The sequence below is a fragment of the Pedobacter sp. KBS0701 genome (assembly GCF_005938645.2).
Taxonomy (GTDB): domain Bacteria; phylum Bacteroidota; class Bacteroidia; order Sphingobacteriales; family Sphingobacteriaceae; genus Pedobacter.
The window spans coordinates 3,440,335-3,455,752 of sequence record NZ_CP042171.1 but is presented as its reverse complement, the minus strand read 5'-3'; the positions used below and the strand labels follow the sequence as shown (position 1 = coordinate 3,455,752).

Annotated in this window: 13 protein-coding genes; 10 read left to right on the top strand and 3 right to left on the bottom strand. The window is 39.5% G+C overall.

Annotation, left to right across the window (positions count from 1 at the left end; all coding sequences use genetic code 11):
* Positions 1-536: 536 nt before the first annotated feature.
* The 10 genes from FFJ24_RS13965 to FFJ24_RS13920 all read left to right on the top strand — a co-directional run bounded on the left by FFJ24_RS13965 (position 537) and on the right by FFJ24_RS13920 (position 11,630).
* Positions 537-1,742: a pyridoxal phosphate-dependent aminotransferase family protein gene (locus FFJ24_RS13965; protein ID WP_138822091.1), complete on the top strand. Its 1,206-nt coding sequence runs from the start codon at positions 537-539 to the stop codon at positions 1,740-1,742.
* The gene (locus tag FFJ24_RS13960; RefSeq protein WP_138822089.1) at positions 1,739-2,860 is read left to right on the top strand and encodes a hypothetical protein; all 1,122 of its coding nucleotides are present in this window, start codon (positions 1,739-1,741) and stop codon (positions 2,858-2,860) included. Before FFJ24_RS13965 ends, FFJ24_RS13960 begins: the two co-directional genes overlap by 4 nt.
* Entirely contained in the window at positions 2,857-3,846 is a 990-nt protein-coding gene (locus FFJ24_RS13955; RefSeq protein ID WP_138822087.1) for an NAD(P)-dependent oxidoreductase, read from the top strand. Before FFJ24_RS13960 ends, FFJ24_RS13955 begins: the two co-directional genes overlap by 4 nt.
* Before the next feature lie 20 nt (positions 3,847-3,866).
* Positions 3,867-5,192 (top strand): inositol-3-phosphate synthase, encoded by a 1,326-nt coding sequence (locus tag FFJ24_RS13950; protein ID WP_138822085.1) that lies wholly within the window; start codon positions 3,867-3,869, stop codon positions 5,190-5,192.
* Positions 5,192-5,647 (top strand): phosphatidylglycerophosphatase A, encoded by a 456-nt coding sequence (locus FFJ24_RS13945; protein ID WP_246862616.1) that lies wholly within the window; start codon positions 5,192-5,194, stop codon positions 5,645-5,647. The genes FFJ24_RS13950 and FFJ24_RS13945 overlap by 1 nt, the downstream gene beginning before the upstream one ends.
* A 3-nt stretch (positions 5,648-5,650) precedes the next feature.
* The gene (locus FFJ24_RS13940) at positions 5,651-6,025 is read left to right on the top strand and encodes a GtrA family protein (RefSeq protein WP_138822083.1); all 375 of its coding nucleotides are present in this window, start codon (positions 5,651-5,653) and stop codon (positions 6,023-6,025) included.
* Positions 6,026-8,569 carry a DUF5686 and carboxypeptidase-like regulatory domain-containing protein gene (locus FFJ24_RS13935; protein WP_138822081.1) on the top strand — a complete coding sequence of 848 codons (2,544 nt, stop codon included), beginning with the start codon at positions 6,026-6,028 and terminating at the stop codon, positions 8,567-8,569.
* Between the two features lie 10 nt (positions 8,570-8,579).
* The gene (locus FFJ24_RS13930) at positions 8,580-9,869 is read left to right on the top strand and encodes a DUF4833 domain-containing protein (protein ID WP_138822079.1); all 1,290 of its coding nucleotides are present in this window, start codon (positions 8,580-8,582) and stop codon (positions 9,867-9,869) included.
* A gap of 197 nt (positions 9,870-10,066) precedes the next feature.
* A complete protein-coding gene (locus FFJ24_RS13925) occupies positions 10,067-10,687 on the top strand; it encodes a sterol desaturase family protein (protein ID WP_138822077.1) in 621 nt (206 codons plus the stop codon).
* 1 nt (position 10,688) lies between these two features.
* Entirely contained in the window at positions 10,689-11,630 is a 942-nt protein-coding gene (locus FFJ24_RS13920; RefSeq protein ID WP_138822075.1) for a phosphatase PAP2 family protein, read from the top strand.
* A 43-nt stretch (positions 11,631-11,673) separates the two neighbouring features.
* Here the strand turns inward: FFJ24_RS13920 and FFJ24_RS13915 are convergent, their stop codons facing one another.
* The 3 genes from FFJ24_RS13915 to FFJ24_RS13905 all read right to left on the bottom strand — a co-directional run bounded on the left by FFJ24_RS13915 (position 11,674) and on the right by FFJ24_RS13905 (position 15,413).
* Positions 11,674-12,363 (bottom strand): hypothetical protein, encoded by a 690-nt coding sequence (locus FFJ24_RS13915; protein ID WP_138822073.1) that lies wholly within the window; start codon positions 12,361-12,363, stop codon positions 11,674-11,676.
* Between the two features lie 279 nt (positions 12,364-12,642).
* Positions 12,643-13,878 carry an alkaline phosphatase family protein gene (locus tag FFJ24_RS13910; RefSeq protein ID WP_138822071.1) on the bottom strand — a complete coding sequence of 412 codons (1,236 nt, stop codon included), beginning with the start codon at positions 13,876-13,878 and terminating at the stop codon, positions 12,643-12,645.
* A gap of 77 nt (positions 13,879-13,955) precedes the next feature.
* Positions 13,956-15,413 (bottom strand): SusD/RagB family nutrient-binding outer membrane lipoprotein, encoded by a 1,458-nt coding sequence (locus tag FFJ24_RS13905; RefSeq protein ID WP_138822069.1) that lies wholly within the window; start codon positions 15,411-15,413, stop codon positions 13,956-13,958.
* Positions 15,414-15,418 lie beyond the last annotated feature (5 nt).

The window sequence follows — 15,418 nt, the reverse complement described above, 5'->3', positions numbered from 1 at the left end:
ATCGTTCAGTATTTTTTAATAATTTCTTAACAGATACGATCATCTTTTACACACCAATTTCAGCCATCTTTTTTCGGATGGATTTCGCCCTTTATCTGCCGGATTTTGTACCCGCAAATGTAATGTTCAAGATCGTTTTTGCAAGTATAATTTTTTAAAATGACTAATTTCTGATTGATTTTTATGTTTTTGATTAATAAATTTTTTGTTTGTATTTTCCTAAAAAACAGCTATTTATGTGATTTATAGGGTGTTTTAGATGGTTTTTAACTTTTTTACTATTTTATAATAAAAGTCAGAATGTCAATTGGTCAATTCATCTGAATGTCACAATTTGCCGATCCAACTTTTTGACCAATATATCCCACATTTGAACCTTTTTTTGGCTTCATTTCCGCGTTAAAATTGTGTTATCAAATCGTTTGGTTAATGCGGCTTTAATCTATGGAGTCGATTCTGATTTCAATAGCAATATCGAAGCGCAGGCCAGACTTTCAGAACAGGGTTTTAAAAACTGAAGAACAATAGCGTTCAGTATGCGTAAAAAATTACAAGATAGAATTGCCTCTTTTAAGGATGCAGCTATGATAAAGGAAAAAGGATTGTATCCTTATTTCAGGTCGATAGAATCTGCCCAGGATACCGAGGTGGTGATCAATGGAAAAAAGGTATTGATGTTTGGTTCAAATTCCTATTTAGGCCTCACCAATCATCCCAAAATAAAAGAAGCCGCCAAAGCTGCCATCGAAAAATATGGTACAGGTTGTGCTGGTTCGCGGTTTTTAAATGGTTCGCTCGATATTCACCTGGAACTGGAAAACCGTTTAGCCGACTATGTTGGCAAGGAGGCTGCGGTGCTTTTTAGTACTGGTTTTCAGGTCAACTTAGGGGTAATATCTTGTTTACTAGATCGTAACGACTACCTTTTGCTTGATGAGTACGATCATGCTTCGATCATTGATGGTAGCCGTTTGGCTTTTGCCCGTACCATTAAATATGCGCATAATGATATGCAGGATCTTCGCCGCAAATTAAGCCGATTACCTGAAGATGCCGCTAAACTGATTGTTTCAGATGGTATTTTCAGCATGGAGGGCGATTTAGTTAATCTTCCTGAAATGGTAGAAATTGCCAATGAATTTGGTGCCAACATCATGATGGATGATGCACATAGCCTCGGGGTAATTGGCTTTAATGGCTCGGGCACGGCATCACATTTCAATCTTACGGAAGATGTAGACCTGATTATGGGCACTTTTAGCAAATCGCTTGCCTCTCTTGGTGGTTTTATTGCGGGCAGTACCGAGACTATCGAATATATCAAACACCGTGCACGCTCGTTGATGTTTAGTGCCAGTATGCCGCCATCAGCCGTGGCAAGTGTGATTTCTGCATTGGATATCATCGAATCGGAACCTGAACGGATTGATAAACTTTGGGCCAATACAGAATATGCGAAGAAACTTTTGCTCAATGCAGGTTTCGATATCGGGCACAGCAACAGTCCGATTATACCCATCTACATCCGCGATAATACCAAAACCTTTATGATCACTAATATCCTTCAGCAGAACGGGGTTTTCGTTAATCCGGTGGTTTCGCCAGCTGTGCCTTCCGATTCGTCTTTGATCAGGTTTTCTTTGATGGCCACACATAGTTTCGAACAGATTGAGTCGGCAATTGAGCAATTAAGTGCCGCTTTTAAGGCCGTTAACGTAGAACTAGTAGGAAGCCAATCATGAGAGAACTGGTAAAGGTTTCTGGTAAAAAAGCATTGGCGGCATTTGTAGATTTTCCGCACGAACTTTATGCAGGTGATGTAAACTACGTTCCTGAACTTTTTATTGCGCAGCGCGATCTGCTAACTCCAGGTAAACATCCTTTTTACGAACATTCTGAAATTCAGCTTTTTTTGCTATATGATGGAGCCAAGGTAATTGGACGGATTGCAGCAATCAACAATACCAACCACAATAAAGTCTACGAATCGAAAGACGGATTTTTTGGCTTTTTCGATTGTATCAATGATGTTTCGGCAGCTAAACAGCTTTTTGAAGCAGCGCAGGAATGGTTAAAAGAAAAGGGATTGACCAAAGTTTTAGGACCGGTTAATTTTTCTACTAACGAAGTATGTGGCTTGCTGATTGAGGGTTTTGACGGTCCGCCTGTAGCCATGATGCCATATAACGCCCAATATTACCTCCCGCTTTTGGAGCAAATGGGTTTTCAGAAAAATGTGGATTTAAGGGCTTACCGGTATATCGCTGGTACTTACAGCGACCGATCGGTAAAGCTGATGGATAGGATAGAGGACCGTTTGAAACGGAACGATATCATTCTTCGTAAAATTAACATGAAGAAATTCAAGGAAGAATGTAATGCGATAAGAGAGGTATACAACAAAGCATGGGACAAAAACCTGGGCTTTGTACCGATGACGGACAAAGAATTCGATTATACGGCAAAAGACCTAAAAATGATCCTCGATCCTGAATTTTGTATCCTGGCCGAACAACATGGTAAAATTGTGGGTTTTGCACTGGCCATTCCCGATATCAACCAGATTTTGATCAAAATTAAACGTGGTAGGTTATTTCCTACAGGTTTGATCAAGCTTTTAGCTAATAAAAAGAAGATTGATGGCATCCGTATTTTATTGCTTGGTGTGGTTGATGGTTACCGTAAAATGGGGATCGAAGCCTGTTTATATGGCCGGATCATCAAACATTTCGAAGCTAAAAAAATGAAATATGCGGAGGCGAGCTGGACTTTGGATCATAACGACCTGATCAATAAACCGATTGAAGACATTGGCGGAAAACTATACCGCAAATACAGGATTTTAGAGAAAGCGATATGAAAAAGCGGGTGTTGATTACCGGGGCGACAGGATTTGTAGGGTACCACCTGATTAAATCTGCTTTAGCCAATGGGCTGGAAGTATATGCCAATGTACGTCAAGCAACGAATGCAGATCACCTTAAAGATTTTGAGCTCAATTATGTGGATCTCGATTTCGAATCGATCTACTTACTAAAAGAAAATATCGAAGAGAAAAAATACGATTATATCGTGCATGCCGCTGCAGTAACCAAGGCTAAGAATTTAGGCGATTACAATAGGATCAACGCAACATATACCAGAAATTTAGCTGTAGCTGCTTCGAAATCAACACATGCGATAGAGAAATTTATATTTATCAGTAGTCTGGCGGCTTTGGGTCCTTTAAAGCAAAAAAACGATAAACTGACGGAAAAAAGTGCATCCAATCCGGTGACCCAGTATGGCATCAGCAAAGCATTAGCAGAAACTTATCTGGCGCAGGTTTCCAATCTGCCCCTGATCATATTCAGGCCCACTGCGGTTTATGGCCCACGGGAGAAAGACATTTTCATACTGATCAAAATCATTAAAGCCGGGCTGGAGCTTTACATCGGCAAGCAGGAACAGGAACTCAGTTTTGTATATGCTACCGATCTGGCCGATATCATTATTAAAGCGCTTGCTTCTGCTGTGGCGGGTAAAAGTTATAACATTTCTGATGGGGCAGTTTACAAGCGCTCATCACTTGCTCATTATGTAAGTAAGGCCTTAGGCAAAAAAACAATAAAGGTAAATGTACCTGTACCGTTGATTAAAGGTTTGGCCTGGTCGATGGAATATCTGTATGGCGTATTTAATAAAATACCCGCCTTAAATGTAGATAAGATAAAAGAGCTCACGGCCCTTAACTGGAACTGCGATATTAATAATATTCAGAAAGATTTTGGTTTTGTTCCCAGATTCGGACTGGAGCAGGGACTAAACGAAACCATCAACTGGTACCGTAAAAACAATTGGTTATAAGATTTTAAATAAAAAACAGAATGAAACAACAAGTAAAAGCAGCTGAAGGTAAGCTGGGAATATTAATGCCAGGACTTGGCGCTGTAGCTACAACCATGATCGCCGGAGTTGCTGCAATTAAAAAAGGCATCTCAAAACCGATCGGTTCGTTGACGCAGATGGGGACGATCCGTTTGGGTAAAAGAACAGAAAAAAAAGAGCCAAAAATTAAAGATTTTGTGCCTTTAGCCAATCTGGAAGATTTAGTTTTCGGTGGTTGGGATGTGTACGAAGATAATGTTTACGAAGCTGCGTTAAACGCCCGTGTACTGGATGCCAACCTTTTGCGCGATGTGCGTGAAGAGTTGCAGGCCATTAAACCAATGCGTGCTGCTTTCGACAGAAACTACGTAAAAAACCTGGATGGTAAATATGTAAAAGACATCGATAACCGTTACGAACTGGCTTTAGCCGTAATGGAAGATATTAAAAACTTCAAGGCCGCAAACAACTGCGACCGTATTGTATTGGTTTGGTGTGGTTCTACCGAAATTTATTTCGAACCATCAGAAGTGCACGAATCGCTTGCTGCATTTGAGCAAGGTTTAAGAGATAACGATTTGCGTATTGCGCCAAGTATGATTTACGCCTATGCTGCATTAAAATTGGGCATTCCATTCGCTAATGGTGCACCAAACTTAACGGTTGATATTCCTGCATTGATCGAACTGGCTAAAGAAACCGATACCCCAATTGCAGGTAAAGATTTCAAAACCGGTCAAACCTTAATGAAAACCATTTTGGCACCAGGTTTAGCTGCACGTTCATTAGGTGTAAATGGTTGGTTCTCAGATAATATTTTAGGCAACCGGGATGGTTTGGTGTTAGACGATCCGGATAACTTTAAAACCAAAGAAGTATCTAAACTGGGTGTACTGGAAGATATTTTCAAACCAGAAGTTAACCCGGATTTGTATGGCGATATGTACCACAAAATCAGGATCAACTATTATCCGCCTCACGGTGATAACAAAGAAAGCTGGGATAACATCGATATTTTCGGTTGGTTGGGTTACAAAATGCAGATCAAAATCAATTTCCTTTGCCGCGACTCAATTTTAGCTGCACCGATTGTATTGGATCTTGCTTTGTTTATCGATCTGGCTAAACGCTCAAATCTATCGGGTATCCAGGAGTGGTTATCATTCTACTTAAAATCGCCACAAACGATCCCAGGTGTACCTGCAGAAAACGACATTTTCAAACAGTTAATGAAACTTCAGAATACCTTACGTTACATCATGGGCGAAGAGTTGATTACCCATTTAGGTCAGGATTACGAAGAAGAACTGATAGAAACCGTATAGTGTTTATCCACAAATTTCTTTCAACGGCCCTGGGCATTGGCTTCATTGGCAAGGGTGCCGGTACTTATGCTGCTATAGCAACCTGTATCTGCTGGCACCTTTTCCAGAGCCCTTATACTAACCCATATTTATGGCCAATACTGTCTACCATGTTCATTGTGATGATCGGGATCATGAGTGCCGACCGGGTAGAAGAAATTTGGGGTAAAGACCATAACAGGGTAGTGATTGATGAAGTGGCGGGCATGTGCATTACCCTGTTATTTGTGCCTTTACAATGGCAGTATACCCTTATTGGGCTTGTTCTTTTTAGGTTCTTTGATATTCTGAAACCCTTTTATATCCGCAAACTGGAAGAACTGCCAGGCGGTTGGGGCGTAATGGCCGACGATATACTGGCAGGCATTTACGCAAATATGCTCCTCCAACTGGTAGTGGTTTTCGATTTTTTTTAAGACATGCTTACCTACCTAAAAGCACAGGCATCATCCTTAATGGCTTCTGCAACCGATTTTGGTATCACTATCGTTGCGGTAAATCTTTTTGGACTGTGGTACCTGGCAGCAAGCATCATCGGCACCATTTCGGGCGGTGTGGTTAATTTTTACGTTAACCGCAAATGGGTTTTTCAAAGCCGGTCCAAGGAGGTGAAGTGGCAGGCGTTCAGGTATATTTTGGTGTGGGCCGGCAATCTGGCCATCGTTACTGCCGGGGTATTTATTTTTACCCATTTTTTTAATCTCAATTACGTACTCGCTAAAGTGCTAAGCTCGGTTTTAACCGGCATCAGCTACAATTATATCATGCAAAGGCAGTTTATTTTTACAAGTTAAATGAAAGCGATTTATTCATTTTTTTTATTCCTGATCCCAGGTTTTATTTTGCAGGTAAATGTTTTTGCTCAAAGAACCGTGGTGTCTGGAACCGTGCGCGATGCCGTAACCAAAGAAACGCTGCCCAATGTTTCCGTTTTCTTTAAAGATACCCAAATTGGTACACAGACCGATGTAAATGGAAAATATACACTCTTTTCGCCTAACCCACAAGGTGAAATCAGTTTCAACTACGTAGGTTACCGAACCGTTTTCAAAAATATTGTGCCCTCTGCTACGCAGGAATTTGACGTAGCCTTAGTACCCGATGCAAGGGCTTTGGACGAAGTGGTTATTGTGGGCGGGAAAAAGGTGAGGTACCGCAACAAAGATAATCCGGCTGTAGAATTGATCCGCCAGGTAATTGCCCATAAAGAAGAAAACCGCATTAAGAGTTATAATACTGCTTCTTTCAGGGAGTATGAGAAGATGCTGTTTTCCTTAAGCAATGTTTCGGATAAGTTTAAGAGCAAAAGAATGTTCAGGAATTATCAGTTTCTGTTTCAGGAACAGGATTCTACCTTAATTGGCGGAAAAAACCTGTTACCGGTATATATTCAGGAAAAACTGGCCGATCATTACCTCAGTAAAGATCCTGAAAAGAATAAAACTATTGTTATTGCCGAAAAGCAGGTAAACTTCGATAGCAGGTACATCGATAATAAAGGAATGAAAACTTATTTCGACAGGATGTATCAGGATATCGATATCTATAAAAACAATATTTCGGTGATCAGTAACGAGTTTTTAAGCCCGATTGCAGATGGTGCACCTGCTTTTTATAAGTTTTTTATCACCGATACGTTAAAAAATCAAAAACCACAGGTTATTGAGCTGTCTTTTACCCCCCGCAATACAAATGATATGTTATTCCAGGGGAAAATTTATGTCACCAATGATAGTCATTATGCTGTTACCGGCGCTTCATTTGGCGTCAACAAAAACATTAACCTCAACTTTGTACGTGCACTCAAAGTCGATCTTGATTTTGAAGCCAACAATAAAGGCAAATACAGCTTAAGCAAAAGCAATCTATTGGCCGATTTCGGTATCGGCAAAACCAAAGGAATAGGCTTTACCGGCGAACGTACGGTTACTTTCAAAAATTACCAGTTCGATACCGTATTGCCTGATTCCGTTTTTCAAGGAAAAAGTACGGTTGTGCTGGCAGATGCAGGGAAAAAAGATGATAAGTTTTGGGAGAAAAACAGACTGGATACCATTTCAAAAAATCAGTTGAAGATTTATGGCAATATTGATACCCTGCAGAATCTGCCATCTTTTAAACGCACGATGAAAATCGTAACCCTTTTATTTGCAGGTTATCAGAATCTAGGTCCTTACGAAATTGGTCCGGTAAATACTTTTTACAGTTTTAACAATGTAGAGGGTTTAAGACTGCGGTTTGGAGGCCGAACAACACCTGAACTAAGTAAACGTTATTATTTCGAAAATTACTTAGCCTACGGCATTAAAGATGAGAAATGGAAGTTTTTTCTTTCCGGAACTTATTCACTGAATAATAAATCGATCTACGAGTTTCCTCAAAACTACATCAGGGCCAGTTTTCAGCGCGATACTAAAATCCCCGGACAAGAGCTTCAGTTTGTGCAGGAAGATAATTTTTTACTTTCCTTTAAAAGGGGGGTAAATGATATGTTGCTGTATAACGATTTTTACCGCCTGGATTATGTAAAAGAGTTCGAAAATCACTTTTCTTATAACCTGGGTTTTAAAAAATGGAGCCAGACACCAGCCGGCGGATTGAATTATTTAAATTCAAATAATCAGTTGATAAACAGGTTAACCACAAGCGAAGTCTCGCTACAGTTAAGATACGCCCCGAACGAGAAGTTTTACCAGGGAAAAATATACCGTGTACCCATTGCCGACCGCTACCCGGTATTTAATTTACGTTATACTGCTGGTTTAAAGGGTGTTTTGGGTGGCGAATACAATTATCATAACCTGTTGGGAAGCATTGATAAACGTTTTTATTTATCACAGCTGGGTTATAGTGATGTAACGGTAGAGGGCAGTTACATTGCCGGAAAAGTGCCTTTCCCTTTATTGGATATACATCGTGCCAACCAAACTTATGCCTATCAGCTCAACTCATACAACCTGATGAACTTTCTTGAGTTTGTGAGCGATCATTACGTAAGTATCAATATCGATCATAATTTTAACGGTTTCTTTTTTAATAAAGTGCCTTTGCTTAAACGCTTGAAATTAAGGGAGGTGGTATCGTTTAAGGCTTTATATGGCGGATTGAGGGACGAGAACAATCCAAATTTTCAATCTGGTTTATATCAACTTCCTGTTTACGAAAATGGTGCACAGCGGACTTATGCATTGGGTAATGATCCTTATATGGAAGGTAGTGTTGGGGTGGGCAATATCTTCAAGCTGTTAAGGGTCGATCTGGTAAAACGCTTCAATTACCTCAACCATCCGGAAGTTTCGGAATGGGGAATAAGGGCAAGGGTAAAATTTGATTTTTAATAAAAATGCAATGGAAAAGAAATTAAGGGACAGCCTTCAACAGGGCATTTATAAAGTGATCAATCCTTTTGTTAAAGGCTTGATTAAAATTGGCTTAACACCTAATGCCGTCACCACAATTGGTTTGATCCTGAATATCGGTGTGGCCGTCATTTTTGTACTTGGTGCCGAAAAATCAAACCGTGGCGAGATGTCGTACATTGGTTGGGGAGGTGCATTGGTACTTTTTGCAGGTTTATTCGATATGCTTGATGGGCAGGTGGCCCGTTTAGGGAACATGAGTTCCAAATTTGGCGCCTTGTACGATTCGGTACTCGACCGCTACAGTGAAATGATCATGTTTTTGGGTATCTGTTATTACCTGGTGGCGCATCATTATTTTTTAAGTTCGCTATTTGCTTTTATTGCGCTCATCGGTTCAATGATGGTGAGTTATACCCGTGCAAGGGCCGAGGGGTTAGGTGTGGAATGTAAAGGTGGTTTAATGCAGCGGCCAGAACGCGTGGTCACCATCGGTGTTTTTGCCATTGCCTGTGGTATTGCTGGTCACTTTATCGGTGGCGATTATAAAATTTATGTGCCGGGCATATCCTTCCATGTTTTTGAAACGATGTCGATTTTTACCATGCCAATTACCATAATGGCTTTATTGACCAATATCACCGCTGTTAAACGGTTGCAGGAAGCCAAAAAAGGCCTTGAGGCACAAGAATTTAATGAAAGAAAAGGAAATAAAAAGGCGGCATTAATTGCGGGACTGGTTTTGATGACGAGTTTAGGTGGTATGCTTTCTTTTAATGCAAATGCACAGGGAAGCGACCCTTCGCCGATTACTTTTCCAACGCCTAAAGACATCAGTAACCAACTTTTTTATCTACAGCGCGACCCGAATACCAATACCATTATTTGCCAGTTAAATGTAGACAAACATGGAGTAGTGAATAAAGATCAACCTGTAAACGTGTTTTGGATGCGTTACGGAGACAAAGGAGAGAAGAAGGAACTGAGTTATATCCAGCGGAAATTTGCCTATGGCATTATCAGCAAAAATCTGGGTAACGGACAGTTCGAACTGCGTTTTACCTCGCACAAAAAATTACCAATGTATCTGAATAAATCGGGTGCAGACAAAAAATACCATGTTTTTGCAACGATTAACAATAAAAAAATGCAGTTGGAGCGAATATTCCTTCGAATTGAGGGTGGTACATTTTGGTTTCCGAATGTAAAATATGTAGAGATAAAAGGTTTTGATGCTTCAGAGCCTTCAAAAGTATTAGTTGAAAGGATTAAGGTGTAGCGTTGGGCGTTTTTCTGGTAGCGTTGATTGTCATTCTGAGTGAAACGAAGAATCTTTAAGGATAAAGCATTGGATATAAAAGATTCTTCACTACGTTCAGAATGACAAGTGGTTTGACGAAAAGATCCTGAAACAAGTTCAGGATGACGATTACACATAAACTGAGTTGAAGACCAGTTTTAAAAAAAAATTACCAAATGAAAAAGAATTTTGTTTCAAATTCGAAATCATCCATCAGGATGTTTAAAAACGACTTTTTAGAAAGCCTCTCAAAAGTACAATTTTATGTGCCTTTGGTGGTATATGTACCCGTTATCGGTTTTCTTTTTTGGAAAGCATTGGCAGAAATACAGATGCCTGTTTTAAATTTTGCAGGCTGGTTTTTGTTGGGCTTAGCCATCTGGACCATCACTGAATACATTCTGCACCGCTATGTTTTTCATTTCGAACCAGATGTAGAATGGGGCAAGAAAATCCATTTTATTTTTCATGGAGTACACCACGATTACCCCAATGATGCCAAAAGATTGGTGATGCCACCTTCAGCCAGTATCCCGATGGCCTTAGGTTTTTACTTTCTCTTCGATTGGATATTACCCGCAACCACCGTTTATCCGTTTTTCTCAGGGTTTATGATCGGTTATCTCTTTTACGATATGGTGCATTACGCACTTCACCATGCCAATTTTAAAAGCGGCTTCTGGAAACAGCTAAAGCAACACCACATGCTTCACCATTATTCCGATTCGACAAAAGGTTATGGGGTAAGCTGGACTTTTTGGGACCATATTTTTAGGTCTAATTTTGATAAAAAATAATATGCAGCAAGAAATTTTGCTTAAAAACAGTTTTTATAATCTTCGGAATATTTATCTGACAGTTGCTGTATCTGTTGGATATCTATTGTTATCAGTATTACTGGTCGGCTTTAAAACCGATCAGCTGGTGCTGATTTTTATTTTTAACAGCCTGTTTTATATTTCTGCAGGGACAAGGCGTTTCATTCTCGGTTTTTCGATCTTCATTGTTTATTGGATCCTTTTTGATTACATGAAGGCCTTTCCGAATTACCTGTTCAATACCGTCCATATTAAAGATTTATACGATCTGGAGAAAAGTATTTTTGGTATTAACCATAGCGGTTTAAAACTTACACCAAACGAATATTGGAAACTGAACAGCACCTCGTTTTTAGATGTACTTACCGGGCTATTCTACCTCATGTGGGTACCGGTTCCACTGGCTTTTGCTACTTACCTGTTCTTTAAAAACAAAGAACAATTTGTTCGGTTCTCGCTCACCTTTGTTTGGGTAAACCTGTTGGGTTTTGTAGTTTATTACGCTTTTCCGGCTGCACCACCCTGGTATGTGCAGGAACATGGTTTTGACTTTATCGCCAAAACAGCTGGGAATACTGCGGGTTTAGCCCGGTTCGATCACTATTTTAATATTACACTCTTTAAGGGAATATACAGTAAAGGTTCTAACGTGTTTGCGGCCATGCCATCGTTGCACTCATCATATCCCGTTATTGTTGTTTATTATGGTTTAAAAAACCGTTTGGGGAAAATTAATATTTTCTTTTTTACAGTAATGCTTGGCATCTGGTTTTCGGCCGTTTATACCAGTCATCATTATACGCTTGATGTATTAGCAGGATTAAGCTGCGCATTTTTGGGTATTATTTCTTTCAATTATTTAATGCGTAAGACAGCTTTGAAGCGCTTTGAGAAAAACCTAACCAAGGCTATTAGTGATTAGACAAGCAGCATTGATCGGTTAAATAATACTTCAACGTATGATGTTATGCTGAAAGGTTAAATGTTGTTTGTCTGTTGCTCATTGTTAAAGCTAAGTAATTGCTTTTTGCTTTCGTAAGCAGGTAAAATTCCACAGTAGCGATAAGAATAAGTGTATAACCAAAAAGTTCAAGCGATTCTTCTGACACATTCTTCACATCACGGGTATATTGATTTTCCATAACGGCCATCCAAAACACTTTTCTACCATACAAACGCGCGAAAATATAAGTAGTTAAAATTCCTGATAGAAGTATCCCAAAGGAAAATTTATTTACGAAATCGTTTAGGTTAGCAAAAAAGAGTCTTTTATTTCTGTATACAATAATAGTTGCAAGAAGAAGCAGACCAAAAGCTCCGGTTTGCCACGCTCCATCATAAACATGCTCATCAAGAAAAGCGTCTTGCTCTCTGATAAGAGAAGCCATAGTGAAGCTAAATAACGCAAAAGCAAGTGGGAATGATGATTTATGTTTGAATGAAATATAAAGGTAAGTAAGGGCACTTAGCAGTAGTAGCAAGCTCTGCACATATTCTACGACTGATTCTTCATTGAATTTATTACTTCCTGCTTCGTGTTGCACATTCCACTTTAAAAATTCAGACAATAAAGCCATTATTGAACCATAAATAAGGAATCGGATAATAGCAGTTTTTAAACCGCTGGGGCTTGATGAGTTTGTGGGACTGACCATTTTTTATTGAATTTGGATTTGTCATCAGCTAGAAAAATCAATAAACGTGATTCTGCCGATAATTAGACTACAAATTTCGCTCAAGAACCATTATTAAAAAAGGTCTATAAGTCCTAAAAATTGGTTAAAACGTATGAATATTTCAAAATTTAAAAATATAGTTTTTTGCTTATGTTATTCAATTAAGATAAGTGCCATCAGTAATTAAAAAAGCCCAATATCCAATCCTAAATGATCAGCTATTGGGCTTAGACGTAAAAATTATAAGAATAAAGCTAATTATTTAACGCTTATCCATTTGTTGAGCATGTTATCTGGTGCTTCAATTAAGAGTTTATAGAAAGAGGATGGGTAGTTTTTAAGGTCTGCCAAATAATGTTGCTGATTAACATCAACCTCGCCCAATAAATGATAGTCATCTTTTCCTCCTGTTTTAAACGCGTTGGTGGTTGCCAGCCAAATTTTTACTTTCCCTTTCTTTTCCACTGCTTTCCAGCTAATGTCGAGGTGATTTTGTACATAATTTGCTTTTAATGCGGATATGGATATCGGGCCAATAAATGATGTGCCGTCAATTTCCTGTTCGACACTTTTTGGCAGTTTCACATTAAGGTAACGGGCAATGGAAGGCATAATATCTACTATACCAAGATCGAAATATTGCGCATAAGTATTCAGGTTTTTATAACTACTCACCATCCAGGTAGAACGTTGACGCTCAGATTGTCCGCCATGTCCACGGCCGGTTTTTTCATCACGTCCATGATCGGTTGTAATAACAATCAGCCAATCTTCTTTAAATTGCTGTTGACGATACGTAATGGCATCCCAGATCTGGCCCATTTGTTTATCCAGCATCTCAACAGCTTTGTAAAACTCCGGACTATCACCATAACGGTGGCTCATATCATCCGTATATTCCAGGTATACCCACGAAAGATCAGGCGCTTTGTCATGAATAGTGTTTGCAGCCTGTTTAACTACTTCCTCATCAATAAGATGCATATAGTCAGCCTTTTTATCATGTTTAAAGCGAACAGTATCTAACTCAAAACCATCTGCAACAAAATCGGGTTTAAAGTTTCCGGTTTCGGGAAGGCCATCGCCAAGTAGTTTGGTTCGGTTGTCGGTCCAGCTGGAGAAAATAGCTGTTTTTTTATCAGGATATTGGCTTTTAAAAAGCCTGAAAATGTGCTGGTAGTTATAATTCGGTGCCTTGATATCATTATCGGGTACGTTATGCTTGTTTACCCAGGTGCCGGTAAGCAGGCTATTGTAACCAACAGCAGATATAGTTGGTGTTTCATTGTAACTTGCTTTATCGCCACCTACATGCATCCGCGAATAGGATCCTGCTGAGATGATCTTTTTGAAATTAGGTAACGCCAAACGTTCTATTACATCGGCAGGAATGCCGTCGGCGATAACATAAACCACTTTTTTAGTTTTTATTTTCTGCGCCCAGCCATTTACTGAAACCAAAATCAGGAAGAGGAAAAGAATTTTTTTAATCATTTTATGTTTTGTAGAAATTAGGGATTGTGGTTAAATAAACAGCACCGACAAAATCGGCGGTGCTGTTATGGTCTGTTTTATGGTTTCAACAACCACATTACCCCATCAATGTTGTCGCCTTCAGGATACTGTCTTGCTATTGCCCCGGTAACATTCTGCTGATTTAATCGTAATTCAGATTCCGGATACATCCAACGTTTTGGAATGCGTTTGTTGTTTAACACCCCGGCCCCTGTAGTATCAAAAACCGGAAAACCAGTTCTTCTCTGCTCAAAAAATGGCTGCCAGCCGCTGTTCATGAAAGATGCGATGTATTTTTGGGTAATGATGTTCGCCAGAGGATTTGCATTAGCATTTAATTGGACAGTTGTCTGCGCCAGATAAGCATTGATAGTGGCCTCGTCGATAGTATAAAACTGCATAGATGCCCTGATGCCTTTTTGATAATACTCATTTGCGCTTCCGGAAATCCATCCTTTTACAACGCCTTCGGCAAGAATAAACTGTTGCTCAGCATAACCCAATGCTATACTTGCTTCATTTGCCGGGCTATTATAATAACGAGGATTAATTTTAGAAACTTCTCCCGCAAGCGTACGGGCCGTATTCTCATCTTTTGGTGCGCTACCATTTCCTCCGCCGTAAGCCTTAAAATCTGTTGCGGCAAGCGATGCGAATTTTGGTGCTTTATCGGCAAAGCGGAATAAACGGGAATCCTGAAGCGATTTTAGCAAATTGATAAAAGTTTCATCCATATAATATGCTGTCTGCATACTGTTACTATTGAAATATGGATAGCGGTTTCCCTGGAGATCATAAAATTTAAGCTGGGCATTGTCCGAGTTTCCAGTAAACAGTGGATAATCCGTTGGATTGTTTACAATTTCGGCAAAACGTTTCTTGATTTCAAATTTGGAGTCATTTTCCTTAACCGATAAACTGATTAATACCCTTAAGGAAAGTGAGTTGATTGCGCGTTTCCACTGTTGTATGTTTCCGCCGAAAACAATGTCACCCTGTAAACTTGCTGTATTTACGTCAATCATTCCGTTGGCAGATTTCAGCTCATTTAAAATGCTCAGGTAAATATCTTCCTGCTTGTCATATTTTGGTGCAACAATATCTCCCTCTGCTTTTAAAGCCTCACTGTAAGCAATATCGCCGAAGGTCTGGGTTAATTGTAAAAATTCCCAGACCTTAAAAAACTTCACAAGAGGCAAATACTGAGGTTTGTTCAGATTTATGGCAGCTTGTTCCATCTTAACTACCTGGCGCAGATTATTATAATTAGCATAGCTGCCCCGGCTCCAGCCATAGTACTGGTTTAAGGTAATTTCATCTGTATTTATCATTTGACGGGAAGCAAGTGCTACATCAAGATTGGTTGACTGGAAGGCACTTTGCTCAATGGCATTTAATAATAGATCGGGTGTTGCAGCAGTGGTTTTGTTTGGGTCTACCTGGAACTCGCTAAATTTTTTGCAGCCCATTTGTGCGATTGCGGCAAATAATACAATATATAATGTCTTTTTCATATAAC